This is a genomic window from Sphingobacterium siyangense (assembly GCF_007830445.1).
In the GTDB taxonomy this organism is placed as follows: Bacteria; Bacteroidota; Bacteroidia; order Sphingobacteriales; family Sphingobacteriaceae; genus Sphingobacterium; species Sphingobacterium siyangense.
In genome coordinates this window covers 53,308-79,826 of sequence record NZ_VLKR01000010.1, presented here as the reverse complement: position 1 = coordinate 79,826, position 26,519 = coordinate 53,308, and the positions used below count along the sequence as shown (strand labels likewise).

Genomic DNA, 26,519 nt, shown 5'->3' with positions numbered 1-26,519 from the left:
TGTCTAAATTTATCACCTTATCCTTGAGATACTCCACATTTAAATTATTGGCCATCACGTAATTTTTATTTTCCTTGACTAGTTTTTATGCTCCAACATTTACCAAATCTGCAAATACACCGGCAGCTGTCACCTCAGCCCCCGCACCAGGACCTTTTACTACGAGGGGACGTTCTTTATAGCGCTCTGTTGTAAACGATATAATGTTATCGCTGCCTGATAAAGCATAAAAAGGATGGTTTTCATCAACAAACTGAATCGCAATGGATACTTTTCCATTTTCCAATTTCCCGATATAACGGATTACTTTATTTTCATTAGCAGCTTTCTTCTTCATTGCTTCGAAATATTCGTTTTCTTGCTGCAATTCTGTATAAAAAGAATCTACAGTATCTGCTTTCAAACATGCTGGAGGTAATATTGCGCCGAGGTCTACGTCTTCGGCCTCAACAGCATACCCGGCATCTCTTGCCAAGATGAGCATTTTACGCATAAAATCTATACCACCTAAATCATCTCTTGGATCTGGCTCGGTATATCCAAGCTCCTGAGCCTGTTTGACGACATCATAGAAAGAAGCATCTGCTTTAAAATTGTTAAAAATATAGGAGATTGTCCCTGAAAGAATAGCCTCTATCTTCACGATACGGTCACCACTCAACATCAAGTCTTTAAGCACCCTGACGATAGGCAATCCAGCACCTACATTTGTTTCATAAAAGAAATCTACACCGTGTCGATGAGCAGTATCACGGAGTGTTTTATATTGCTCGTATTTACCTGAATTCGCAATTTTATTGCAAGTGACGATCGAAATATTGGATTTAAAGATATCTTCGTAGTAGGTCGCCGGTAATTTGCTTGCAGTATTATCGATAAATACACAGTTCGGTAAATTCAGTGCCTTCATTCGATCAATAAACAATGCCAGGTCTGATTCAGTTCCATTTTTAGCAAGTTCATCGGACCAATTATTTAAATCAACACCTTCGGTATTAAAAAGCATTTTACGGCTATTGGAGATTCCAACAACCTTAATTTCAATATCATTTTTATCCAAAAGGAATTCATGCTGATTTTCCAATTGTTTAAATAAAGTTGCACCAATGTTACCGGTACCGATATTAAATACATGCAAAGTTTTCTTCAGCTCTGCGAAAAACGCGTCATGTACCGCATTAAGTGCCTTTGCTAAATCTTCCTTACCAATAATTACAGATATATTGTATTCAGATGAGCCCTGCGCAATAGCCCGGACGTTAATACCGTTCCGTCCTAGCGCTGCAAATAACCGACCGGACATACCGGGAGTTTTTTTCATATTTTCACCAACGATGGCTAATACAGACAGGTTTTCTTCAATCGCAGGAACGACCAGTTTATTCGCCTGGATTTCAAGCTCAAACTCCACTTCGATCAATTGTATAGCACGTTTGGCATCTGATGGATTGACAGCAAATGTAATGCTATGTTCGGAAGAAGACTGAGTGATTAGCACAACATTGATCTGCTCTCTAGCCAATAGCGTAAAAAGCCGTCCGCTAAAGCCCGACTTACCGATCATCCCTGATCCACTCAGATTGATGACAGAAATATCGGAGATCGAAGAAATTCCCTTGATTGGCAGAGCGGTTTTTCCACTATCAAACTGAATCACAGTCCCTGAGAAATCAGGTTCAAAAGTATTTCGAATAACAATCGGTATTTTCTTTAAAAAAGCCGGAATCATCGTAGGAGGATAAATCACCTTAGCACCGAAGTAAGATAATTCCATTGCCTCTGTATATGATAATACAGGCAGGGAAAAAGCTTTCTTCACAATACGTGGGTCGGCGGTTAACATCCCATTCACATCTGTCCAAATTTCAATGGCTGTTGCGTCCAGTATTGAGCCGAAGATCGCTGCAGTATAATCTGATCCACCTCTTCCCAAGGTGGTAATACGCCCATTTTCATTACTTCCGATAAAACCTGTAACAAACAGCAGCTTATCACGATGCGTTATGTACAAGGATTTGACCAATTGCTCGGTTAGCATTTCATTTAAATGAGCATTACCGAAATTTGAATCTGTTTTCACATAATGGGATGCATCTACAAATAGAGATTCAGGAATATATTGTTCCATCACCTTAGATACCATATAATTTGAGCAACGCTCACCGTAACTAAGGATCAAATCTTTACTTTGATTGCTCAGCTCCTTTAGCGCAAAAATTCCTTGGAGGAGATCTTCTATCTCATTAAAAAACAACTTTAGCTTTGTAAATACAGGATTTTGATATTTCACAGCCAGAAGCTCTTTAACAACCGTAAAATGCTTATCTTCCAGGGACTTTAGGCCATCTGAAAAGGACTTTCCTTCTGCAGCGTCCTCAGCCAACTGGGTAAGCAAGTTCGTTACACCAGACATAGCTGATAACACAACCAATGGCTTTTCCTTTGCATCATAAGATTTTTTTACAATACTTAAGACCGCCTTTAGACTTTCTACCGTACCGACCGATGTGCCTCCAAATTTTAAAACTTTCATACTGTTTTATACTGTTTGTTTAGATTGATGATTTTTGTGCTAAAAAAAGAAGCGCTTTCCTTTGTCGAGGAAAGCGCTTCTAAATATTGTGTCTACAATTATATACAACGAAACTACTTCCTCCTGAGTTTTATACCGGTGGTAATAATAATCGATGTAATAATTGTATTTGTGTTCATTGCTATTGCTTATGTTTTGTAAATATAGAACAAATATTATCACTTTACCAAAGAAAATTAATATTTTTTTTTAGATTCACAATGAGAGCCCAAATAGAGTGGCATTCTATCAGATAGACATTTTTTTTAAGTGTAGCAAACAATCTACTTTATGTAGCCGACGATTGACAGAACCATTAATTTTCAATAAGTCTAGGTGGGTCCGATAAAGATGTTAAAATTGTTAAAATTTCGTTAAATACCTTAAAATAAATTTGACCTTAAACTGATATTGTATTATATTCGCAACAGTGCTGTCCAAAATAGATGACAGTGTTGAATTTTTAAAAGTTAAATGTTGTACAAAAAAGCGATTTAATGAAAACAAAGAAATTTATAGCGTCAATGCTATTTATCGGCTTATGTCTAGTGTCGCAGGCACAAACCAACAGAAACTCCAAACCAGAATCAGATCCTGATAACCTAGCGAAAGAATACTTTTCACAAATTATGGGAGTTGCAGTCTCAGCAACAACAAATACCAAACTTTATCAATTTGTTTACGAATGGTTGGGTACTCCATACCGTCTAGGAGGAGATTCAAAAAGAGGCATTGATTGTTCTAAATTTTCTTATGAATTATACGACAAAGTATTTAATACTTCGTTAGGATATAATAGCAGAAATCAATATTCTCAAGTCAAAACTGTCGAAAAAAATGAGCTAAAAGCAGGTGATTTGGTATTCTTTAAAATTAGAAGTAAAAGTATCACCCATGTTGGTGTTTATATTGGCGACAATAAATTTGCACATGCCTCATCTAGCAAAGGAGTTATGATCAGCAATTTAGATGAACCATACTGGAGACGTTATTATTACAATGGCGGTCGCTTACCAGAAGATAATAGATCGCTTACTGCAGAAATATTAAAAGCAGAAAAAGATAATAAATTGAATTAATAAGATCGGTTCGATCTAGGAAAGTCCAAAGCGTTTAACTCGTTTTGGACTTTTTTTATACAATATAATATCCTATTTTTACCCTATAATCATTGGAATACTATTATGTCTTCAAAGAAAACGCTCATCTTAAATAAAGAACAAATAAAACAAAAATCTATTCGGATTGCCTATCAAATTTTGGAAGACAATTTTGAAGATGAAACACTTGTATTAGTAGGAATTGCCGACCGGGGTTATGTATTTGCGCAACGCCTTCAAGCAATTTTACAGGAGATTTCAACGAAAGAAATTCTGCTGATTAAAGTTACCATGAAGAAAACGAGTAGATCACTGAGTGCAAGCACAGACATACCTGTTGATATTGCAAAAGACAAGACCATCATCTTGGTTGATGATGTGTTGAATAGTGGTAGAGCCTTAGCTTATGGACTGGGTGTATTTTTGAACGTTCCACTGAAGAAAATGAGAACGGCTGTATTAATTGATAGAAGCCACCATAAGTTCCCTATATTTAGTGACTACTATGGCACGAAGCTTTCAACGATATTAAGAGAACATGTTACCGTTACTCTTGAAGAATTTGATAAAGAAGAAGATGCAGCATGGTTAATTTAAACCATGCTGTTATTTCTTTGAGACTTTCAATTTCATCCCCGGTTTTATCCGGCTTCCGTTTAAATCATTTTCACTTTTAAGTCGACCGACTGATGTACCATTTTTATCTGCGATATCAGATAAAGTATCGCCTTTCTTCACGACATAGTAAGCTGTACGTGTAGCGCTAGCGGCATGCTGTTGATTCTTCTTTGAAGATCTTTCTGTATTACGAGCTAATTTCGCGTTTACGAAATCATCCTCCTTTTTTATCAGTAAGTTTTGTCCAGGGACAATTTGATTGCCGCGCAGGTTATTCCACGATTTTATATCCTGTACTGTTACTTCAAACTTGTCAGCAATGGAAGCGAATGTCTCACCAACTTTCACTTTATATTTGCCATTTTGTAAAGGTTCACTCAAATTTTCCGTCTGACTAAGAGTTGCGGAAGATATTGGTGTGTTGAGAGCTGCATACAATTCTTCTGAGGCAATCTTTTTATCCAAAACAGGTAACACCAATCGCAATGGAGACTCTTCGGTACCATTTAATACATTTCTTTTAAAACTAGGATTCAATGCACGTAATGTCTCTTTTGAGACATGTAAAGCATCCGCTATTTGGTTCAATGAAATCCGTTTATTGATATCTAATGCTTGAGTTCTTAGTGAAAGTTCAGTATCCGCAGCATTGATATCATTTTCGTCCGCGTATTTCATCGCATATGTCATTGCGATGAACTTAGGGATATAGTTTTGGGTCTGTTGTGTTAGATATGGTGCGATATCCCAAAAAGTAGCATTCTCTTTTCCGGAACGTTGGATCGCACGGCTAACCGCTCCTTTACCACCATTATAGGATGCTATCGCTAATAGCCAATCGCCATATTCATCGTAAGCTTCTTTTAAGATTTTTGCGATGGCATAACTAGAAGCAATCGGATCCATACGTTGGTCGGTATAACTGTCCACTGTAAGATGATAAGTTTTGGCTTCATAATACATCAATTGCCATAAGCCTGTTGCTCCGGCACTGGAGATATCGCGTGGATTTAATGATGATTCGACTACACTTAGATATTTGAGTTCCCGTGGCACTCCAACTTCATCCATGATTTTATCAAACAATGGGAAATAGTATTGCCCTAGTCCCATCATCCTACACATATAAGGGTTATAATTATCCGACGTATATTTAGCAACCAGATCTTTCACTCGCGGTGAGTAGTCCAATGGAACCTCACGTTCTATTGCTTTCAGTTTCCGCACGAGCTGTATATCTTCATCTGTAATTTCAGCATCATGCTTCCCGTTATTTCCGGAAGATTTTATACTGTCAAGGTATTGGTAAATCTCTTGTTTTTCTTTTTCGATACTTTTTTGAAAGAAGGTATGGGCGGCTTCTTTCATGCCTTCTACAGCGCTTTCTTGGGCCATGAGTGGTAGTACATAGCATACCCCTCCTAGTATTGAAATTAACGTCTGTTTTCCGATCATAAATTTACTGTTAAATCCGAGTTTGATTCATCTGCTGAAAAATCAACAATAATCTAAACGTTTAGAAATGGATTTTAGTATAAAAATGGTTTTCGCCCTATTTAGCTGTAGGTCGAGTATAAAACAAAATACGATTTTGTTCCTCACAAAATCGTATCCATGCTATATGGGATCAAAACCTCCCTTATTTGTTATCTTCTATTTCAGATTTTTTTTCAGGTGAAGACTCATCTTTTTGGCCTTCTTTAAATTCCTTAACTCCTTTACCCAATCCGCGCATCAATTCAGGAATCTTCTTGCCACCAAATAATAGTAACAATATTACTACAATGACAATTAACTCTTGCCCCCCGATTCCCATGATTAATAATGATGTTGACATAACTATAATTTCTTGTTTTTCAATTCTTTTAAACTAAAACTTTTCTCTCTCTTTACAAATGTAATGATAATTATTAAATATAGTAATTATTTCTTATCTCGCCAACCATGACATCGGATTCAGCGGTGTTGTTCCTTGTAGCACAGAAAATTCTACCATCGGAACTCCCGTATCCGAGTCCACATCAGCCGTTCCTATAGTTTGGCCCGTGCTTACTTTTTGCCCTTTTGAAACACTTACACCAGCCAAATTCATATACACAGTAAAGTATTCACCGTGTTTAATCATGACAATACGCTGCCCCATCATCGATACTATACTCAAAACTTCTCCATTAAATACTGCTTTCACAGCCGAACCGCTTGATGTTTGTATTTTAACAGTTTCGTGATCCCAATTGACATTTCTACCGACACTTTCCGAACCAAACTCTTGCATAATCTTCGCATTAGAAACAGGCCAAGGTAAACTACCGCGATTAGATCTGAAGTCATTTGAAAGTTTGACTGCTTCCGGTGTGCTACGTAAGACTTCAGAATCTGATTTTCGAGTAGTATTACTGCCTTTCGAACTTGTATTGTTCTTACCTTTTGTAGTTGATGTAGACTCATTCGCTTTGCGGTTACGCTCAGCAGCCGCTTCTGCCGCACGACGTGCCGCCTCAGCCCGTCGACGTTCAGCCTCAATTTCTCTTCTAATGATCTCCTTAATGGCCGCATTAATACGACGCTCCTCTTTTTGCTTTTGGGTAATATCTTTCTTGACACCGCGCTCTGTAACAATCAATTCACTCAATTGTCCAGAATAAACAGATCGCTGTTGAGATATTGTTCTTTTCTCATTTTCCTGCTCTTTCATCAAGGCAACCTGTTTGTTTCGGTCCGCCTGCAATTGAGCTATTTTTTGTTCAATCTGTTTCTTGGTATTTTCGATATCAGCAGCTTTCAGCTTTCTAGAATCATTAAACTGTTGTAAGTACTTAACCCGTCGGAACCCCTGATTAAAATCCTTTGATGCAAAAATAAACATCAATTTATTATAGGCATTTCGGTTTCTGAACGCAAACATCACCATCTTTTCATAGTCACGTTTCATCTTCTCCAATTCAGCTTTCAACTTATTTACGGCAGCGGTATTGGCATTGATATGTTTGTTGATTACAGCGACTTCCGAAGTAATGGTATTTATCTTCTGCTCGCGCAAATTAATCTGCTTACTCAATGCTGTCACTTGTTGTTGGGTCAGTGATTTTTCCTTTGCAATCTCTTTGACCGTATTTTGTAATTCAGCAATTTCGCGGTTGAGTTTCTCACGCTGTTTTTCAAGTTCAGCCCTAGTCTGCGCCGATGAAATCCCAATCATGAATAGGAAAGCAGCTATACCAAGTATTGTCTTTTTAAAGTTCATTTACAGTACTATTTTTTTGTGTTTGCCATCTTTCTATCCTATCAATTCACCCTATACTTTAGCAAACTAATTGCGAAAGTAATAAATCTAAAGGAAATAGACAGCTTCTCATCGGATTACTTTATAACGTGACGATACTGAAAAAGGCATTTCGACCGGTTCATTAAAAGTCACTTTGTTAAAATTTATCTCTGTTTTTATCTCTTGACGACCATCAGAAATGATCATTTTTAAAAGCATCGGAAATTCCTGCCCAGAAGCCATGGCATATTCGCCGTAATTGGCTTCCAACAACTGTTTCTTTGAAAGTTGCGCTAATCTAAATTGATAAGGCCTATTGTTATTATTTAATTTATATAAAAAATCTAGTTCATTCAGTTTGCCATCTAACTGGACAGACATCGAATCCTGCTTAAAATTAACCTGATCAATATCGGACAATAGATTCACCGAAAGATTTGCAAGCAACAAATCTTGTAGGTTCCCGAAAGTTAAATCCGGGCTGGCAAAACGATATAGATAGTCAAATGGCTTAACCATATATTCGCTCTGAAATTTATTTAAGATTTGTACACTGTCTGGAGTTATCAATACCCGGGCAACTTCTATACCCAGTGTGGCAGAAATGGAAATCCAAATCCTTTTATCTTTCTCTATTCTAATAGTGGAAGTGACATCATAATTATCCTTCCCAAGATCGAGACGCATTTTTGCTTTTCCAGAAAAAGTAGAATAATTCAAATTAGTCAAAAAAAGATTACGTAAGCTATTTTTCTTTGCTTCCCTTGTATTATCTTTTATCGTCAACTCATTTTCAGCTTTCAGATCAGCACCTTTTAGTAGCTTCTTCTTAGAACTACAAGAAGAAAGCAGCAACACAACAGCACTAACCCAAACAATTTTATTCCACATAGCTTTTAGTCTCAATCTTCTTTTTCAATTTCAGCTTACTCTCCTCCGTATCAGTCCCCTTTTCTAAAGCCAGGTTCCACTGCTTAACGGCATCTGTTGTTTTCCCTAACTTACTAAGAATGTCGCCGTAATGCTCCAGCAATACAGACGTTTGCGGATTTGTATTTTTTAACGCTTTTTGAATCCACACCAGCGCATCATCATATTTTCCGTTTGCGAAAAGTACCCAAGCATAGGTATCTTCAAAAGTTCCATTATTGGGCTGCAATTTCGTCGCCATTGCTGCATACTTTGTAGCATCATCAAGTCGTTCTTTTCTTAACGACAAATAGTATGCTAAATTGTTCATGGCCGTCACATTTGTACTATCCAATCGAATAGCTTCGATATAAGCCGCATCAGAGGCTTTATACATCTTAAGTGAATTATAAATATCACCTAATCCGCCATAAATATTTGCCTGTAGAAAAGGTGATTCATCCTGTGCATTATTAAGTGCGGCTTCCATAAACTTCCGGCTATTCTCCATGTCTTTCTTCATCAAATAGGCCATGCTTGTAAAATAGAGTATGGTTGCATTATTGGTCACATAGTGTAGCGCTTCCCCACCATGTGCAATGGCTTGATCAAATTCGCCTTTGTCCATATCCAAACTCATCAGCATCCGCCAAGCATCAATTTGATAAGGGTTCATACTCACTGCAACTGCTAGCGAACTTTGAGCGGCTGACTTATCGTCTCTCAACCATAACACTTGTCCCTTTGCCATATGGCTTTCGGCAATACGTGGATGAACTTCAACCAAGATATTGACCAGTTCCAAAAGTTGGTCTTTTGAATAGGGGCCCTTCGGATTCAACAAGGTCATTATAATCCGATTCTTATCTGCAAAGTCAACTTTCTTAGATTGAAATCCTTGTTTAAGTGCATCGAAAGATAATTTCATCTTTTTATCAAATCGATAGAGATCAGCCAAATCGAAATAAAGAAAATCCTCTTTTGTTGTCTGAATTCCTTTATTAATATAGTCCAATGCAAGCTTCGAGTTTTTGGAAAGATTATAAGCTTGTGCTAATTGACCATATACTTGAGCCAGCGAAGTTCCTTTGTCTGCCCAGGGTTTCAAAAGATCAATGACCGCTTTATAATTACCAGCATCATTTAACAAGACACTACCAACCATGTCCAATGTATCAGAAGCGACTGCAATCTCTTTGGTTTTATAGAAATACTCCAAAGCCACATCCTTGTATCCGCCATTGAAAAGGAGCATGATACGCTCCCGTTTTAGTGAGGCTGTATTATTGTCATCTTGATCTATCAACTTATCGAGATAGATTAAAGCACTATCCGCCTCGTTTTTACTTTTAAACGCATCTACGGCAAAACTTAGATATTCAGGCTTAGACTGAATATTCAACGCTTCTTTTATGGCTTCGATTGCTCCATCTTGATTTCTCATCTGTGCAAGAAGGATTGCCTTTGTAAAATAGATATCATCTGCTTGTGGGTAATCCGCGAGTATGGCGTCCAAAGAATCCATCCCTGGACCAATTTTCCCTTGCTTCAATATTTCCTGTACGTTTTTGAATCGTGCATCGTAAGGTTTAGGTTTTTTATCCGAAGATTGTGCCTTTAATGAACCCAGTGCTATTAGAAATACACCAATAAAACTTAAAAAAAATCGTTTATCTAAAAAATTCAATCTCATCTACTTCCGCTATAATAATTTAAAAATTCTTCCTGCAATATACTAACTAATGTAACAATATTCATTCGAGGAAGTTGTAAAAATATTGAGATTAGTGGGGCTCGTTTGAAATTCAACTCGTTTTCAACAAAATAAGCAAAATAGATTTTAAAATATAGAATAATAGATGTACCTTTGCAGACCCTTGAGATAAGGGAAGGAAAAATATTTTAATAAATTATTTAAACAAAAGCAAGTGAATACGTTAAGTTACAAAACTGTCTCTGCCAACAAGAACACCGTTAACAAAGAGTGGATCGTTGTTGACGCTGAAGGAGAGATTTTGGGGCGCTTGGCGAGCAACATCGCGAAAGTAATTCGTGGTAAGCATAAGCCTACATTCACCCCTCACGTAGACTGCGGAGATAACGTGATCGTTATCAATGCGGACAAAATCAAATTGACAGGAAACAAATTAGGCGACAAAGTTTACGTTCGCTACACTGGATACCCAGGTGGTCAACGCTTTGTTTCTCCAAAAGAGTTAATGGCTAAATTCCCTGAACGCATCATTGAAAAAGCTGTTCGTGGTATGCTTCCTAAAAACCGTTTAGGTCGTCAATTGTTTAAAAACCTTTACGTTTATGCTGGTACTGAGCACAAGCATGAAGCACAAAATCCAAAACCAGTTAAATTTTAAGGAGAATCGTCATGTCAACAACTAACACTTCAGGAAGAAGAAAAACTGCTGTTGCCCGCATTTACTTAACTGCTGGTAGCGGAAACATTATCATAAACGGTAAAGACTACAAAGAGTATTTCCCAACATTACCTTTGCAATACATCGCTACACAGTCATTGAACGTAGCTGGTGAATTAGCAAACTTTGATGTAAAAGTAAACGTTAACGGAGGTGGTGTTAAAGGTCAAGCAGAAGCTGTTCGCTTAGCGATCGCAAAAGCTTTGGTTGAACTTAACCCAGAAGTTAAACCTGCATTACGCGCTAAAGGTTTAGTAACACGTGATGACCGTATGGTTGAACGTAAGAAACCAGGACGTCGTAAAGCTCGTAGAAGATTCCAATTCAGTAAACGTTAATCAAAGGAGGATCAAAAAATGGCAAGAACTACTTATCAAGATTTATTGGATGCAGGTGTGCACTTTGGTCACCTTACACGTAAATGGGATCCGAAAATGGCTAAGTACATTTTCATGGAACGTAACGGTATCCACATCATTGACTTGAACAAAACTCTTACGAAATTAGAAGAAGCTGCTTCAGCTATCAAACAAATCGTAAAATCAGGTCGCAAAGTTTTATTCGTTGCAACGAAAAAACAAGCAAAAGAGATCATCGCACAACAAGCAAAAGAGGTTAATATGCCTTTTGTAACTGAGCGTTGGTTAGGTGGTATGCTTACAAACTTCGCTACAGTTCGTAAGTCTATCAAAAAAATGTCTAACATTGACAAAATGCAAAAAGATGGTACATACGATGTATTGTCTAAAAAAGAGAAGTTGATGATTCAACGTGAGCGTATCAAATTAGAAAACCTTTTAGGAGGTATCGCTGATTTGAACCGTTTACCAGCTGCTTTATTCATCATCGATGTGAAAAAAGAACACATCGCTGTTTCTGAAGCAATGAAATTGAACATCCCTACTTTTGCAATGGTAGATACAAACTCTGATCCTTCAAATATTGATTTCCCAATCCCAGCAAATGATGACGCTAGTAAATCTATTAGCTTAATCGCCGGTATCATTGGTCAAGCAATCCAAGAAGGTTTGGACGAGCGCAAACGCGACAAAGAAGAAGAAGCTGAAAAAGATGCTGCTGCTGCTAAAGCAAAAGCTGATAATGGTGAAGCTTCAGAAGCTAAACGTCCTCGCAAAGCGAAAGACGGAGAATAATATTTTTATTCCAAACCGGATGGCGTAGCGTTAGTTTCTGGAAAAGTTTACTTTTCTTGAACTAGCCTCTCTGTCCGGTTTTTTGGTTTAACAACACTTGTTTATCAAGGAATGTTAAACTTCATATTAGCTTAACATGTTTTAAGTTAATATTGTACAAATTTCAGTCGTAAATAATAATAAAAAGAAATAAACATGTCAGTACAAATTTCTGCATCAGATGTAAACAAATTGCGTCAACAAACTGGCGCTGGTATGATGGATTGTAAAAAAGCTTTGGTTGAGTCTAATGGTGACTTTGAAGCTGCTGTAGATTACTTGCGTAAAAAAGGCGCTAAAGTAGCTGCTAGCCGTCAAGATCGCGACTCTAACGAAGGTGTTATCATCGCTAAAGCGACTGCTGATGGTAAATCAGGTATCGTAGTTGAAGTTAACTGTGAAACTGACTTCGTAGCTAAAAACGCAGACTTCGTAGCTTTCGCTGAAAAAATTGCAGATCTTGCATTAAACAATAAACCTGCTTCTTTGGAAGAATTAAAAGGTTTGGAACTTGATGGCAAAAACATCGCTGATTCTTTAATCGAGCAAACTGGTGTAATTGGTGAGAAAATTGACGTTTCTAAATACGAAACTATCACTGCTGAAAAAGTTATTGCTTATATCCACGGGAACTACCGTCTAGGTGTATTAGTAGGTCTTTCTGCTGATGCAGCTGGCGCTGAAGAAGCTGGTAAAGATGTAGCAATGCAAATTGCTGCAATGAACCCAATTGCAATTGACAAAGATGGTGTTGATCAAAACACAATCGAGCGTGAAATTGCCATTGCTAAAGAACAAATCATCGCTGAAGGAAAACCAGCTGAAATGGCTGAGAAAATTGCGCAAGGTAAATTGAACAAATTCTTCAAAGATACAACTTTGTTAAATCAAGAATTCGTAAAAGATTCTTCTAAAAACATCGCTCAATTCTTAGATTCTGTTTCTAAAGGATTGACTGTAACTGCTTTCAAACGCGTACAATTAGGCGCATAAGCATACTTCCATTCCATTCAGAATGGAAATTTTAAAGCAGGAGCTATTCGATGAATAGCTCCTGCTTTTGTTTATATCTCTACCTCCATTTATTCCTGAACTATTTTTATCCGCTCCACCGTGGCTTTTATTTTATCCCAAATTTGTGTAACTTAAGGATACATAAAAACTGGACAGTATATGGGCATGTTAAAGGAAAACGCGTTAAAAGGAAAACGAATTTTGATTACGGGTGGTGGTACAGGTCTAGGGAAAGCCATGACAGATTACTTTCTCGAGCTTGGCGCCTCTTGCCTGATCACAAGCCGTAAAGATGATGTTATACAACATACAGCAAACGAATTATCGGAAAAACATCAGGCAAAATGTCTTGCAGTAGCTGGAGACGTGCGAAATTATGAAAATGTCGAACGCGTCGTTTCCTATGGATATGAACATTTTGGGGGGATAGATATCCTCATAAACAATGCTGCTGGAAATTTTATCTCGCCTACCGAACGTTTAAGCCACCGAGCTTTCGAATCTGTTATTGGTATCGTGCTCCAAGGGAGTATAAACTATACCCTAGCGCTGGGCAAACGATGGATTGAGGCAAATGAACAGAATAAAGCTATACTCAGTATCGTAACAACTTATGCTTGGACGGGTTCGGGATATGTTGTTCCTTCTGCAACTGCTAAAGCCGGAGTTCTTGCGCTAACCAGATCTCTAGCTGTAGAATGGGGAAAAAAAGGAATAAGACTCAACGCTATAGCTCCTGGTCCATTCCAAACTTCGGGTGCCATGGAACGGTTACTCCCGGGCGAGTTAGGCGAACTCCTCTCACCTACCAAACGTATCCCCTTAGGCCGCTTGGGCAAACTGGAGGAATTAGCTAACCTCGCGGCCTATCTAGTATCCGATTATGCGAGTTATATCAACGGAGATGTTATCACGATAGATGGTGGCGAATGGCTTAAGGGGGCTGGAGAGTTCAATGGATTAGATATTATTCCTGAAGATCAATGGGATACTATTGAAAAAATGACCAGAAATGCAAAAAGCACTTGATAACCGTTTAAAACAACGAATGATTTATATTTTATTGTGAATACATAACTGTAATCCATGTAGATTTAAGCGAGGAAAAAGTAAAGTCTTTAATTCATTTTTCTTAGGTTTGTAGCGATTATTTTCCAATAGGGTCTGTACATATGATGAATTTATCTTTCGAATCTCAAAAAATCAAACACAAACAAAAATTAGAACTAAACAAAACAGGTTTTGATTTTGCGTTAGTTTATATATCCGAAGGCACACTCGTATCGAAAGGAAATAACTTAAAATTTTCAAAAGAGAATTTACTTTTTTTGAATAAAGATTTCGAAACACTTGAGACAAAAAAGGATACAATCGCATTTGTACTCTATTTCTCAAACTCCTATTTTAAAGACCTGCACCTTATACAACAAAATTTCAGACTTTCTCACAATCCGGTTGATATCTTCAACTCGAAGACTTTATTCAATAAAAGCCTATCGCTTAAAAAGGAAAATAAAAAACTAATCGAGCGGGTAATATCTCTGATTCAACAATATGAGCGTGAAGATACAGCGGAATCAATTTTTATATTCCATCAGACAATGTCCCTCTTCGCTTTAGTCGAAAATATTTTGAAGGATCTGGAGCTACCTATTAACGAGTCATATGAAATGTCTCAAGAGATCGAGCAATACATACAGCAAAATATTTATTTCCCCGATAAATTACAAATCAGGTCTATCGCAGATCAGTTCCAAATTTCAGCAAATTACTTTGGGGCATTTTTTAAAAAAAGATATTCAAAAAGCTACAAAGTATATATAGATGATATTCGTATTAAACTAGTTGAAGAGAGATTAGCATCCAACAGATACACAATGAAACAAATTGTAGAAGAATTAGGATTTAATGATGAAAGTCACCTGACCAATTTCTATAAGAAGAAAAGAAACATTACACCTAGCTCTTATAAAAGAGCTAAAAATAGTGCTTAATTGTCAAGCTGGATTATACCATTAAGATCATGATTTAAGGAGCGTTGAATGGCCTCATCCAAAATAAGAATCTTTTTTCCTTGAAAGGTAGCTGCATCATCACTTTCAAAATTTGAGGTACTGGAATTAAAAGAATCCAATTTCATCGGGAAATAAATTGGGTTCTCGTCTTCAGCTCGACCAATGGTCAATAAAATATTGTAGCCTTGTAGGCGTAAACTCTGTAAAGTCTGATAATTTAAACGCTTGAAGATCATAGTCCCTATTTTAAGATAGAACAAACATATAATTACATTGTTTTAATGCTTTAATCATTTTTTGTGTTTTTATCTTTTAGAAGGATATTCGAACCCAGAATCTCTTAATACTTTTGGAATAATAGTTTTGCCGAATAAATTCAAAACTTTTTTTTTTGAGAACTGTTTTACAAATGAATAACATGAGTAGGATTATGTCAAAAAAAGAGCATAAAAATGGGAAAGTCGAAGAAGACTATTCCGATATGGATCAGGATCTTGCTTTCAATGAAGAGCTTGACAGTTATGAAATGGATGTCGATGATAATGACCCAGATTATGACCACCCCGCCGACTATGATACAGTAGCTGAGGGCTCAATTGATGATGATTCAACATACGATGATTCTAATCCATTTGTCGGAGATGAATATGCAACACAAGATGAGCTCGAAGAAGAAGATCTAGATAAAGCTAACATGCGAATTGAGACTTTTAAACATGAACGGCTATCCCCTTTGGACAAGAAATTAGCCGAGAACGAAGAAGATCTGAGAGATGATCTTGATGAAGAGGGATATCCCAAAAACAACAGGTAGTTTTTCCGAAAATAACATAGTTTTGAAGGGACCAAAAGGTCCCTTTTCTATTGATTAAAATAGAGATATTCTTCTCAAGAGTATTAAATATATACTTTTCAATTGGAAACTATAACTCCAATTTTTTATGTAAGTTTACTTTGAAGATTATAATCATATGGAAAGTATATTACCTCTCATCCGTATTGTTGACCTAAAAAAATCATACGGAGTAAAAGAAATATTGAAAGGAATCAACCTTGACATATTCCCAGGTCAAGTTATCGGGTATATTGGCCCAAATGGTGCTGGCAAATCCACTACCGTTAAAATATTAACAGGACTAATCGAAGATTTCACAGGCACTGTAGAAGTTAATGGCATCAATATTCAAGAAGATCCACTTGCAGTAAAAGCACTATTGGGATATGTTCCTGAGAACGCAGAATTATATGACGTCCTGACTCCCATGGAATACTTGGATTTTATAGGTAAACTCTATGGAATGGAAGATAATTTGATTTTAGAACGTTCCTTAAAACTGCTAACAGCCTTCGGTCTTGAATCTAATGCAAATAATAGGATGGATACCTTCTCCAAAGGAATGCGTCAAAAAGTACTTTTAATTTCAGGAATTATTCATAACCCACAAATCATCGTACTGGATGAACCATTGTCTGGACTCGATGCCAATGCTGTTATCTTTGTCAAAGAACTTATCTCATTACTTGCAAAAGAAGGGAAAACAATTTTCTATTGTTCACATATGATGGACGTTGTTGAAAAAGTATCTGATCGGATTTTACTGATAAATCAGGGCAGCATCATTGCGGATGGTACGATTGAGGAACTAAAAACAGATCCTAACGAATCATTGGAGCATATATTTGCTAAATTAACCAATACAGGCAACAGTGCATTAGACGCTTCCAATATCATTACAGCAATTCAATAACATGGAAAAATTTATCTTAAAATTTATCCTTCTTTTTCGTGGGGTTTGGAAAGGCTTGGGCATCAATTATGAACAGTTTAAGATCATCTTAGAAACCAAAGTAATCTTAGAGAACAGAAAGCCGATTAGCTTTAGGAAACGTAGCTCAGGGAAATCCTCTTCTTCGTCATCGATTTTACAATTCTTATTGTATCTCATCTTTGGCCTGATATTCATGGTAATTATTTTTTCGATTCCAGATAGGTACTTAGCCGTTTCGATTATGCTACTCAGTTTCATTAGCATGTTAAGCATTACGTTAATATCCGATTTTTCACCCATATTATTAGATACCCGGGATCAGTATATCATTATGCCTAGACCAGTTAATGACAAGACTTTAGCTATTTCCCGAATAACTTTTATTGCAATCAAGCTTTTTAATCAAGTAATTGCGTTGACCTTACCTGTGCTTATTTATGTATTATTCAATTGGGATATCGTCTCCGTCTTTCTTTTATGCCTGCAGCTTATACTAAGCACTTTAATCGCGCTGATATTTGTCAATGGATTTTATCTGATTAGCATCAAATATCTCCCCATCCAAAAGTTTAAAGATGTAATTACTTATATACAGATCGGTCTCTCACTGGTTCTTTTTCTATCCTATTATGTTGGCCCAAATTTGATCCAATCTATTGTGGAATCTCATTTAACGATGGAACAGCTCAGATTTCTTTGGATATTCCCAAGTACCTGGATTGCATCATTCCAACCATTACTCTTTGGTAACCACAATGTACATTTAGTCATCTTATCAACACTGGGAATACTAACTCCCTTTGCTGGTATCTACGCTTGTACTAAGCTGTTTTCACGTGGATTTAATGCAAAAATAGCGGCACTAGCAAGTGCCGACAACCTCCCTAGTGAAACTTCACAATTAACCCGAGATAATCCCTCCAAATTACCGCTATATAAAAGGATCTCTTCGAGCGTTTGCTCATCCCCTGTTGAAGAGGCTGGATTTGGCATTGTATGGCTGATAAGTTCTAAAACGAGAGAATTTAAGCAACAGCTATACCCTTCGTTGGCTTATCTACCTATTTATTTTGTCTTTTTATTTCTACGTACAGGAGATGATCTCCCAATAGCTGGCAAAATCGCGAAACTTCGGGATTCAGGCTTGTATATCATTATGTTTTATCTTTCGTTATTGACCATATTAACCGTTTTCCAGCTTATCACGCAAAGTAATAAATATAAAGCGGCCTGGGTCTACCATGTGACGCCGATACAAAAACCGGGACAACTGATGACTGGAGTTCTCAAAGCATGTCTTATTAAATATGTTTTACCGTTCAACATACTGTTTCTTTCTATCTGTGTACCGCTATTTGGTCTCAGTTCTATTAATGATCTGCTATTATCTTCCGCAGTCGGCGGTATCGAAAGTATTCTGATTATGCTTTTTATTGTCAAAAACTATCCGTTTTCTAAGGCTAGTCAATCCAATTCAAAAGCTATAACTAATCTACTGATATTAGGTCTATTGGGAATTTTGGGATACTTACATAAAACAATTTTCCACTATGAAACTCTAATTTGGATCTTAGCCGGACTTGCATGGGTCGTATTCTTTTTTATGCTGAAGTACCTACAGAGAGAAGACTGGAAAGGCTTAGCTTACGACGACAATTGATTAAACAGATAAAAAAAGCTTCATTAAAGGAGCTTTTTTTATCTAATTCGTCAAAATCTAAGCACAAAATATCTTTGTGCTTTTCTTTTATTCGGTTATCTTTTATTTATCCGTCCTTTAAATCGGCTCATACCATCCATCAGAACTTCAACGATTATTCTTCCTGGAGGTAGATGGCTCAGATCATAGCTCAGGACAGCTTGTTGAATGGATTTGTATTCATGTTTTTGCCACAAAACGCCATCAACCATAAAAAGCACTGTCATCTCACTCTGTTTATTGGACAATACGCTCAGTTGCGTCTTATCCACAACCGACCTTGGATAAAGTGAGAAGGCATATTGCGTTGAAATTGTGTTCATCTCAAATCCACGTTTGGCATTGAAACTAAACATTTCGCCATTTCCACAATCGCTTTCAAAAGCATGAATAAGGTTTCCTTTCAGATCGAAAATCCGTAAATGACCATCACCATTTTCAGGTTGTGCCCAAAACTGCAGTCCGTTACCTGCTGTATCAACCAAAGAGAGTGAGTGATTTCCCTCATTAAGATGTAAAGTATCTCTATACATCGTTGCCGCAGCCAGTTGAGAGCCTGTCTTACAAAAGACCGTATCCTGCCTTGCATTCATTAGAAATATACGATTATCCGCTGGTTTATTATTGGTCGTAAACTCCAAAATAAAATCAGTTGGAAATTTCTGCAGAGCTGTAAAGACGCTTTCCGCCTCATTGTCTGTGGGCCATGCATCCGGCTTTCCATTAGGCTTAAGAAGTGACACCGTGAATACATTCTCCCGATCTTTTTCCTGTATTTCTCCGGGTAGTATAACTTCTGCAACTTGATTAAAAGAAAGATTACCTTTCCAATGGAAAGTTTTGACAGGAAATCCTTTCGTGCCATAAACAATTTCTAGGGATCGAATCGGGTCAGCACCTAAATTTCTGAAAGAGATCCTTGGGCCAGCACTCGCCGGATTTAATCTAGAGAAACGCTGTTCATCACTTGGAACCATTATTGACTCGACTGCAACATCTACCTTTTGTTTAGGGACTGAATATTGAAACAAGTAAGCCGATATATTTTCGACAGCCTGTACATTGTCTGTCGCTGTATAGGGTTCCATCTGTAAGGCAACTTGATGAGTGCCAACTTTGGTAAATACATCAATAAAATCAGGCTGCTGTAAATCTCCAGGACACCAATATGCGCGGTCATGTACCCAGGTACCGCCTTGTGGATAAAGTGGATTACCTCCACATTTCTTCCACATATCACGTCTGTCTACAGTCTTTCCATCGAAGGTGAGTTCGCGCCATCGGCTACAGAATTCACTACAGCCACGCGGTTTATCCATACCATGCCCTGTATGCTGAATACGTATTCGGCTCAATGCAGATCCCGGACTCGAGGTATATGTTATTGGTCGTAGATTTTCTGCTATCTTTTCGTTGACATCCCCATATTTATATGCTTTATTCCACAGCACTGTTATTCCCAATGGGGTAACGACTGGTGGACCTGATAAAATTTCAAAATCTACAGTAAGTGCCCACCCTACAGTCTTGTCCTCAAAACCAGAATGAGTATAGACAATTTCCACGCTATCCCTTAAGAAAGGAGCAAAATCAGTTACATCGACCTGCCATTTCCAACTCCATCCTTTATTATAGATACTACCATATGGCGTAAGCATTCTTCCTAATTCATAATTTAGCACAGCTCCATTTTTTCCTCCTTTACGACGTAATACGATGTGATCCAAATAATCCCAATGCGCTGTGCGCAAACTATCTGGGCTCCCAAGGGTAACAAACATAGTAACCTTTCTTACAGGATCGTTTTCTTTCGGAAATACCCCCCAAGCTGGATAGGAATTCTCGCCTTTCTGTGCATCACATAGAATGGTTTTCCGTTGATGTGTAACGACATGGCCTATTGTGCCTTCTTGTGCAAAAACGTGATAGCAGATAAAAAAGTAGAATAGGGTTAGTATAGGTCTTATATTCATTATTTAAATATTATCCATGAAACAATACAAAGATAGATGTACTCTTGTCGGCGGTAAAAAAAGGTAATGCGATAAAAAGGAAATACATACAATCATAAAAAAAGCATCAATCTTAACAGACTGATGCTTTTGGTAGCGGGGAGCAGAATCGAACTGCCGACCTTTGGGTTATGAATCCAACGCTCTAACCATCTGAGCTACCCCGCCGTTTCGGTATGCAAATATACCACTTCGTATGTCAATTCAAAAGATTTTTTTATTTTTTTACCAATTCTGACCTATTTAAAACTCGCATTAAACGCAACAAACTCATTTTTAACTCAATAAATTTATCATTAAAAAATAGAAACAGTAGTTGAAAAAATTGATAGTCCTAAAAACAACATGTTTATCAAAAAACAGGGGCAACTTTTTACAAAAAAACTTGCAATAACAAAATAAATATGTATTATTACAAATAATAAGTTGATGCAGTAAAAAGCAATTTTGGAAGAGATTTGTAGCGGGGAGCAGAATCGAACTGCCGACCTTTGGGTTATGAATCCAACGCTCTAACCATCTGAGCTACCCCGCCATTTTGGGAATGCAAATATAGCTTATTTTTGATTTAAACAAACTAAAATTTAAAAAAACATTTTTATGGCAGATAAAATAAAATTCCAACTAGAATATATCATCAACTCTTCACCTAGAATTTTATTTCCGTATTTGCAAGAACCAAACGAATTGGCACAATGGTTTGCAGATGATGTAAACTATAAAGACACCGTTTATACTTTCATTTGGGATGATGAACCTCACCGAGCAAAAATTGTAGCATCGAGAGAAAATAAATCTGTACGCTTTAAATGGCTCGATGATGATCCCTATTATTTCGATCTGGAGATCGATCAAGACGAGCTAACAAATGATGTTGCTCTTAAAATAACAGATTACGCTAAAGAAGAAGACCTTGAAAATAGAAAGTTAATTTGGAAAAATTCAATAGTCTATCTTCAAAGTGTTATAGGTGCATAAAAAAGCCTATCTTTGCAATATATTTCCACTAAGAGCTCCAGCTGGAGCTCCTTAGTTGGAAGATGCCTTAATGTAAAGGCATCAATTTGCTTTGCGTCACGGATGAAAAAGGTTCATTTACTTATTCTTCAAGCTTTCATAAAACCATTTATTGTCACATTCTTTATTGTGATGTTTGTCTTATTGATGCTTTTCCTATTCAAGTACATTGATGATTTGATTGGAAAAGGATTTGAATGGTATACGATCATGGAGCTAATTGGATATCAATGCGTTGTTCAAATCCAAATGGCAATGCCTTTATCCATGCTCCTTTCCTCCATTATGACTTTCGGAAATCTGGGTGAAAGCTATGAATTAGTTGCGATCAAAGCTGCGGGCGTATCTTTACGTAAAGCGATGACCCCACTATTTATACTCGTTGCAATTTTCGCAACAAGTTCTTTTCTGTTCTCCGACTATATTCTCCCCGTAGTGAATCTAAAAATGGGTACGCTACTTACTGATGTACGTAATAAAAAGGCAGATTTCCTCATCAAACCCGGAATCTTTAACAACACCATCCCAGGTTACTCGATCCGCGCTAAAGGAAAAAATAAAGCGGGAACAATTCTCTATGACTTGATGATTTATGATCATCGTGGCGGTAACACAGCCAATAATGTACTTATGGCGAAAGAAGGGTATATCTATAACTCTCCTGACAACAATTATATGATCCTAAAACTTAAGGATGGTATCCGCTATGAGGAAGCACGGACTAAAAACTCCAAAACCTACGATCCACGTCAGCAATTTACGCGATTTAAGTTCAAGGAAACAGAGCAAAAGTTTGATATGGGAAGTTTTCAACAAGGTAAAACGGATGAAAATCTCTTCAAGAGCCACCACGCCATGTTAAACCTGAAACAGTTAGACATGTACATCGATTCCAACCATATTAAGATAGACAGTATGGGAAAAGCGATCGTCCGTACATTAGACACCCGATATAATATCTATTCGAAATATTTTAGTGCGAATCAACCTGGACAGCCAAAGGTCAAAGAAACTAAGATCAAACCTTTTAAAAATTTGCTTACCGATCTGGTTCCCCAAGAACAACGGGCACAGATCACCATGAATGCATTAAACCAATTGAATTATTTAAAGGAAGATCTGAATGGACGTACACTTGAGTTTAAAGATTACAAATCGAAAGATATACGCTATCGGATTGAATGGCATCGCAAGTTTACCCTAGCTGTCTCCTGTCTTTTACTATTTGCAATCGGAGCTCCACTAGGAGCCATTATCAGAAAAGGTGGACTTGGTCTTCCGGTCGTGATGGCCATCATTTTCTTTCTGATCTATCACATTATCTCCACAGTAGCAGAAAAAACAGCGAAAGATGGTGCCATATCATCAGCCGTAGGCATGTGGATGGCCATTATTGTCTTAACACCATTAGCCGCTTTTCTAACGTACAAGTCGACAACTGATTCTGCCTTATTTGATATTGATCAATATAAATTAAAAGTAGAAGCCGCTTGGAAGTGGATTAAGGAAAAGCTTGCAAAAAAGAATAAATTAAAAGAATCACATTAGATTGTGACAACGCTATTATAAATAAATTTAGATTCTACACTAACTTTGTACCAATTACAATATATCAATAAATGGATTTCAAATTAAACACGATCGAAGAAGCGATCGCTGATATACAGGCAGGAAAAGTAGTAATCGTCGTGGATGACGAAGATCGCGAAAATGAAGGAGACTTTGTCACTGCTGCCCGCAATGCAACTCCCGAAATCATCAACTTTATGGCGACTCACGGTCGTGGACTAGTATGTGCCCCAATTACTAAAGAAAGAGCAGATGCATTACACCTTGACTTAATGGTGGGACAGAATACAGCGGTATATGAAACGAACTTTACAGTTTCCATTGACTTACAGGGATATGGTTGTACAACCGGTATTTCTGCATCGGACCGTTCGAAAACAATTAAAGCAATGATCGATCCTAATATCCATTATGAAGAATTAGGTAGACCAGGACATATTTTCCCGCTCATAGCGAAAGATGGTGGTGTATTACGTCGTACAGGACACACTGAAGCTACAGTTGACCTCGCTCGATTAGCAGGATTTGAACCAGCAGGTGTATTGGTTGAGATTTTAAAAGAAGATGGTGAAATGGCCAGACTTCCGGAACTAATGGAAGTTGCTAAAAAATTTGATTTAAAGATCATTAGTATTGAAGATCTAATTGAATACCGTCTTAAGCACGACTCTTTAATCAATGAAGAAGTCACTGTTAATATGCCAACGCAATATGGTGATTTTAAAATGAAAGCCTTTACACAAAAAGACACTGGCGAACAACATTTAGCGCTTTACAAAGGCGAGTGGAATGAAGATGAACCTATTTTAGTACGGGTGCACAGCTCTTGTGTTACGGGTGATATTTTTGGTTCTTGCCGTTGTGACTGTGGCCCTCAATTGCACAAAGCAATGGAAATGATCCAGCAAGAGGGTAAAGGTGTTATTGTCTATATGAATCAAGAAGGTCGCGGTATTGGACTGATCAATAAGCTACATGCTTACAAATTACAAGAAAATGGTTTGGATACGGTAGACGCCAATGTACAGTTAGGGTTCAAGGCAGATTTAAGAGACTACGGTGTAGGAGCCCAGATTCTTAGAAACCTTGGTGTCACAAAAATGCGTCTTATGTCAAATAATCCGACAAAACGTGCTGGCCTAGTAGGTTATGGTCTTGAAATCATAGAAAATGTACCTATTGAAATAACGGCAAATCCCTTTAATGAAGAGTACTTAAAAACTAAAAGAGATCGTATGGGACATACAATCATGAAAAATCTATAAAAAGGAAGTAAAAAAGGCGGTGTTTCTATTGGAAACACCGCCTTTTTTAACATAGAGAATTAAACCCCAATGATGATAAAATCGCTTCCATTTATGATCTTGTTATGGCAGTACTTTCAATAAATAGAAGTAACTTTATAATATGGAACAACAAGGGAGATATATCATCTTTTTCGATGGTGATTGCTTGATCTGTAATCACTTTGTTCAACTATTATTAAGGATCGATCGCAGAAAGAAATTCTTATTTAGTTCCTTGCAGTCTGAATTTGCCCGGACGGCGCTAACAAATATTCCCAAAAATACTGATTCCATCGTTTTCCTATCTCCAGCTGGTACCTATCTCAAAAGTGAAGCTATTTTAAAGATTTGTAAGCAATTGGGCTTCCCTTACATTACATGTTATTTACTAAAGATTTTACCACTTTCGTGGAGAGATGCGCTTTATGATTATTTTGCTAAAAACCGCTATCGATGGTTTGGAAAAAATGAATTTTGTACGATACCTTCAAAATCTGAGCGAGAAAGATTCATTTGAACAAACAGTAATCTTATTGAAGTGAAGTTTAGTTCAGAAATCTTCTAATTATACTTGTGACAATTAAATTTACATCGATGAAAAATACACTTTTAATTGACAGTGCCTATATCAATGGGAAATTTATCAAGTCAAAACACACATTTGATGTGGTAAATCCTGCAACAGGAAAAGTTATTGCTTCGTTGCCAGATTTAAAAGTAGTTGACTGTACTAAAGCCATAATTGATGCTGACAAGGCATGGAAAAGCTGGAAAAACACAACGGTACTGGAACGTTGCAACATTGTCCGCAAATGGTACGATCTTATTCAACACTATAAAGACGATCTTGCGGAAATCATGACCCTAGAAAGCGGCAAACCGCTAAGCGAATCGAGGGTAGAGGTTGACTACGGTAGTTCTTTCGTAGAATGGTTTTCAGAAGAAGGAAAAAGAGCCTATGGTGAAACCATACCTACCCATAAAAAAGGAAGTAGAATGATAACGATTAGGCAAGGTGTAGGTGTCGTAGCCGCAATTACACCCTGGAATTTTCCTTTAGCGATGATCACCCGAAAGGTTGCTCCAGCTTTGGTGGCTGGTTGTACCGTTGTGCTAAAACCGGCCTCCCAAACCCCATTTTCTGCTATAGCATTGGCTAAACTGGCTGAAGATGCAGGGATTCCGAAGGGTGTTTTTAACGTAATTACAGGAAAAGATAGTGTTGGTATCGGCAAAGAACTAGCTACAAACGACCTGATAAGAAAACTATCTTTCACAGGCTCTACCGAAGTCGGAAAAACACTCATAGAACAATCAGCCTCTAACATTAAAAAAGTATCTATGGAGCTCGGTGGTAATGCTCCCTTTTTGGTTTTTAACGATGCGGATATTGATGCTGCTGTCGAAGGAGCGCTTGCCGGAAAATTTAGAAACTCAGGGCAAACTTGCGTTTCCATCAATAGATTTCTAATACAAGAAGATGTCTATGATGAGTTTTCATTGAAACTTAGCCATGCTGTCAGCAAATTGAAAGTTGGTAATGGACTTGACAAAGGCGTCCAGGTAGGTCCTTTAATCAATGCAAAAGGGCTAGAAAAAGTACAGCATCATGTACAAGACGCATTAAATCATGGTGCCGAATTGGCTACTGGAGGAAAGGTCATCAAAGATCTATTTTTCCAGCCAACTGTGCTGACCAACGTCCCGAAAGAAGCGCTTATATTCCGCGAGGAGACTTTTGGTCCAATTTGCGCCCTTTTCAGTTTCAAGACAGAAGAAGAAGGAATAGCAATGGCCAATACGACTGAATTTGGGCTAGCCTCCTATTTTTATAGTACAAATATAAATCGCTGTTTTCGTGTTGCTGAACAGCTAGAAGCTGGCATGGTAGGTATCAATACAGGCCTTATTTCAAATGCAGCAGCTCCTTTTGGTGGAGTAAAACAATCTGGTGTAGGTCGTGAAGGATCTAAATACGGTTTGGATGAATATATGGAATTAAAATATATCTGCTTTGGCGGTGAATAAAAAAGGAGCAAAATGCTCCTT

General features: G+C 37.4%; 24 protein-coding genes and 2 tRNA genes. 16 read left to right on the top strand and 10 right to left on the bottom strand.

The window, feature by feature from the left end:
* Positions 1 to 85: 85 nt before the first annotated feature.
* Positions 86 to 2,533, bottom strand: a complete 2,448-nt coding sequence (gene thrA / locus IQ31_RS10780; protein WP_088162915.1) for a bifunctional aspartate kinase/homoserine dehydrogenase I — start codon at positions 2,531 to 2,533, stop codon at positions 86 to 88.
* 536 nt (positions 2,534 to 3,069) lie between these two features.
* On the opposite strand from thrA, the gene IQ31_RS10775 reads away from it, so the two are divergent.
* Positions 3,070 to 3,651, top strand: a complete 582-nt coding sequence (locus IQ31_RS10775; protein WP_046671999.1) for a C40 family peptidase — start codon at positions 3,070 to 3,072, stop codon at positions 3,649 to 3,651.
* A 105-nt stretch (positions 3,652 to 3,756) separates the two neighbouring features.
* The gene (locus tag IQ31_RS10770) at positions 3,757 to 4,269 is read left to right on the top strand and encodes a phosphoribosyltransferase family protein (protein ID WP_070563077.1); all 513 of its coding nucleotides are present in this window, start codon (positions 3,757 to 3,759) and stop codon (positions 4,267 to 4,269) included.
* A gap of 9 nt (positions 4,270 to 4,278) precedes the next feature.
* Here IQ31_RS10770 and IQ31_RS10765 read toward each other — a convergent pair whose 3' ends face one another.
* The 5 genes from IQ31_RS10765 to IQ31_RS10745 form a co-directional block, all read right to left on the bottom strand.
* A complete protein-coding gene (locus tag IQ31_RS10765) occupies positions 4,279 to 5,745 on the bottom strand; it encodes a LysM peptidoglycan-binding domain-containing protein (RefSeq protein ID WP_088162916.1) in 1,467 nt (488 codons plus the stop codon).
* A 184-nt stretch (positions 5,746 to 5,929) separates the two neighbouring features.
* Positions 5,930 to 6,127 (bottom strand): twin-arginine translocase TatA/TatE family subunit, encoded by a 198-nt coding sequence (gene tatA, locus IQ31_RS10760; RefSeq protein WP_088162917.1) that lies wholly within the window; start codon positions 6,125 to 6,127, stop codon positions 5,930 to 5,932.
* A 93-nt stretch (positions 6,128 to 6,220) separates the two neighbouring features.
* A complete protein-coding gene (locus IQ31_RS10755; protein WP_088162918.1) occupies positions 6,221 to 7,534 on the bottom strand; it encodes a murein hydrolase activator EnvC family protein in 1,314 nt (437 codons plus the stop codon).
* 108 nt (positions 7,535 to 7,642) lie between these two features.
* Positions 7,643 to 8,446, bottom strand: a complete 804-nt coding sequence (gene lolB1, locus IQ31_RS10750; protein WP_088162919.1) for a lipoprotein insertase outer membrane protein LolB1 — start codon at positions 8,444 to 8,446, stop codon at positions 7,643 to 7,645.
* On the bottom strand, positions 8,436 to 10,157 hold the full coding sequence (locus IQ31_RS10745) for a tetratricopeptide repeat protein (RefSeq protein WP_145327962.1): 1,722 nt from the start codon (positions 10,155 to 10,157) through the stop codon (positions 8,436 to 8,438). Before IQ31_RS10745 ends, lolB1 begins: the two co-directional genes overlap by 11 nt.
* A 235-nt stretch (positions 10,158 to 10,392) precedes the next feature.
* On the opposite strand from IQ31_RS10745, the gene rplM reads away from it, so the two are divergent.
* The 6 genes from rplM to IQ31_RS10715 all read left to right on the top strand — a co-directional run bounded on the left by rplM (position 10,393) and on the right by IQ31_RS10715 (position 15,097).
* On the top strand, positions 10,393 to 10,836 hold the full coding sequence (gene rplM / locus IQ31_RS10740; RefSeq protein ID WP_046671993.1) for a 50S ribosomal protein L13: 444 nt from the start codon (positions 10,393 to 10,395) through the stop codon (positions 10,834 to 10,836).
* 11 nt (positions 10,837 to 10,847) lie between these two features.
* The gene (gene rpsI / locus IQ31_RS10735; protein WP_070563091.1) at positions 10,848 to 11,234 is read left to right on the top strand and encodes a 30S ribosomal protein S9; all 387 of its coding nucleotides are present in this window, start codon (positions 10,848 to 10,850) and stop codon (positions 11,232 to 11,234) included.
* Between the two features lie 18 nt (positions 11,235 to 11,252).
* Positions 11,253 to 12,050: a 30S ribosomal protein S2 gene (gene rpsB / locus IQ31_RS10730; RefSeq protein WP_075994149.1), complete on the top strand. Its 798-nt coding sequence runs from the start codon at positions 11,253 to 11,255 to the stop codon at positions 12,048 to 12,050.
* Between the two features lie 195 nt (positions 12,051 to 12,245).
* The gene (gene tsf / locus IQ31_RS10725; protein ID WP_075994150.1) at positions 12,246 to 13,082 is read left to right on the top strand and encodes a translation elongation factor Ts; all 837 of its coding nucleotides are present in this window, start codon (positions 12,246 to 12,248) and stop codon (positions 13,080 to 13,082) included.
* A 186-nt stretch (positions 13,083 to 13,268) separates the two neighbouring features.
* A complete protein-coding gene (locus IQ31_RS10720; RefSeq protein ID WP_145328036.1) occupies positions 13,269 to 14,132 on the top strand; it encodes an SDR family oxidoreductase in 864 nt (287 codons plus the stop codon).
* A 143-nt stretch (positions 14,133 to 14,275) separates the two neighbouring features.
* Positions 14,276 to 15,097, top strand: a complete 822-nt coding sequence (locus tag IQ31_RS10715; RefSeq protein WP_145327961.1) for a helix-turn-helix domain-containing protein — start codon at positions 14,276 to 14,278, stop codon at positions 15,095 to 15,097.
* Here IQ31_RS10715 and IQ31_RS10710 read toward each other — a convergent pair.
* Positions 15,094 to 15,354 carry a hypothetical protein gene (locus tag IQ31_RS10710; protein WP_075994153.1) on the bottom strand — a complete coding sequence of 87 codons (261 nt, stop codon included), beginning with the start codon at positions 15,352 to 15,354 and terminating at the stop codon, positions 15,094 to 15,096. The genes IQ31_RS10715 and IQ31_RS10710 overlap by 4 nt on opposite strands.
* 182 nt (positions 15,355 to 15,536) lie before the next feature.
* On the opposite strand from IQ31_RS10710, the gene IQ31_RS10705 reads away from it, so the two are divergent.
* The 3 genes from IQ31_RS10705 (at position 15,537) to IQ31_RS10695 (ending at position 18,547) form a co-directional block, all read left to right on the top strand.
* Positions 15,537 to 15,932: a hypothetical protein gene (locus IQ31_RS10705; RefSeq protein WP_232475617.1), complete on the top strand. Its 396-nt coding sequence runs from the start codon at positions 15,537 to 15,539 to the stop codon at positions 15,930 to 15,932.
* A 157-nt stretch (positions 15,933 to 16,089) separates the two neighbouring features.
* Positions 16,090 to 16,866: an ABC transporter ATP-binding protein gene (locus IQ31_RS10700; RefSeq protein WP_088162924.1), complete on the top strand. Its 777-nt coding sequence runs from the start codon at positions 16,090 to 16,092 to the stop codon at positions 16,864 to 16,866.
* A 1-nt stretch (position 16,867) separates the two neighbouring features.
* Positions 16,868 to 18,547 (top strand): hypothetical protein, encoded by a 1,680-nt coding sequence (locus IQ31_RS10695; RefSeq protein ID WP_145327960.1) that lies wholly within the window; start codon positions 16,868 to 16,870, stop codon positions 18,545 to 18,547.
* A gap of 95 nt (positions 18,548 to 18,642) precedes the next feature.
* Here IQ31_RS10695 and IQ31_RS10690 read toward each other — a convergent pair whose 3' ends face one another.
* From IQ31_RS10690 to IQ31_RS10680, 3 genes are all read right to left on the bottom strand, one after another.
* Positions 18,643 to 20,559: a peptide-N-glycosidase F-related protein gene (locus tag IQ31_RS10690; RefSeq protein WP_145327959.1), complete on the bottom strand. Its 1,917-nt coding sequence runs from the start codon at positions 20,557 to 20,559 to the stop codon at positions 18,643 to 18,645.
* Positions 20,560 to 20,689: 130 nt separating this feature from the next.
* A tRNA-Met gene (locus IQ31_RS10685) sits at positions 20,690 to 20,766 on the bottom strand.
* A gap of 293 nt (positions 20,767 to 21,059) precedes the next feature.
* Positions 21,060 to 21,133 (bottom strand) — tRNA-Met (locus IQ31_RS10680).
* Positions 21,134 to 21,198: 65 nt separating this feature from the next.
* Between IQ31_RS10680 and IQ31_RS10675 the strand changes: the two genes are divergently transcribed.
* From IQ31_RS10675 to IQ31_RS10655, 5 genes are all read left to right on the top strand, one after another.
* Positions 21,199 to 21,576: an START-like domain-containing protein gene (locus IQ31_RS10675; RefSeq protein ID WP_046671984.1), complete on the top strand. Its 378-nt coding sequence runs from the start codon at positions 21,199 to 21,201 to the stop codon at positions 21,574 to 21,576.
* Between the two features lie 102 nt (positions 21,577 to 21,678).
* On the top strand, positions 21,679 to 23,163 hold the full coding sequence (locus IQ31_RS10670) for an LptF/LptG family permease (protein WP_145327958.1): 1,485 nt from the start codon (positions 21,679 to 21,681) through the stop codon (positions 23,161 to 23,163).
* Positions 23,164 to 23,234: 71 nt separating this feature from the next.
* On the top strand, positions 23,235 to 24,449 hold the full coding sequence (locus IQ31_RS10665; RefSeq protein ID WP_145327957.1) for a bifunctional 3,4-dihydroxy-2-butanone-4-phosphate synthase/GTP cyclohydrolase II: 1,215 nt from the start codon (positions 23,235 to 23,237) through the stop codon (positions 24,447 to 24,449).
* Positions 24,450 to 24,591: 142 nt separating this feature from the next.
* Positions 24,592 to 24,987: a thiol-disulfide oxidoreductase DCC family protein gene (locus IQ31_RS28225; RefSeq protein ID WP_075994159.1), complete on the top strand. Its 396-nt coding sequence runs from the start codon at positions 24,592 to 24,594 to the stop codon at positions 24,985 to 24,987.
* 77 nt (positions 24,988 to 25,064) lie between these two features.
* The gene (locus IQ31_RS10655) at positions 25,065 to 26,498 is read left to right on the top strand and encodes an NAD-dependent succinate-semialdehyde dehydrogenase (protein WP_145327956.1); all 1,434 of its coding nucleotides are present in this window, start codon (positions 25,065 to 25,067) and stop codon (positions 26,496 to 26,498) included.
* Positions 26,499 to 26,519: the final 21 nt, after the last annotated feature.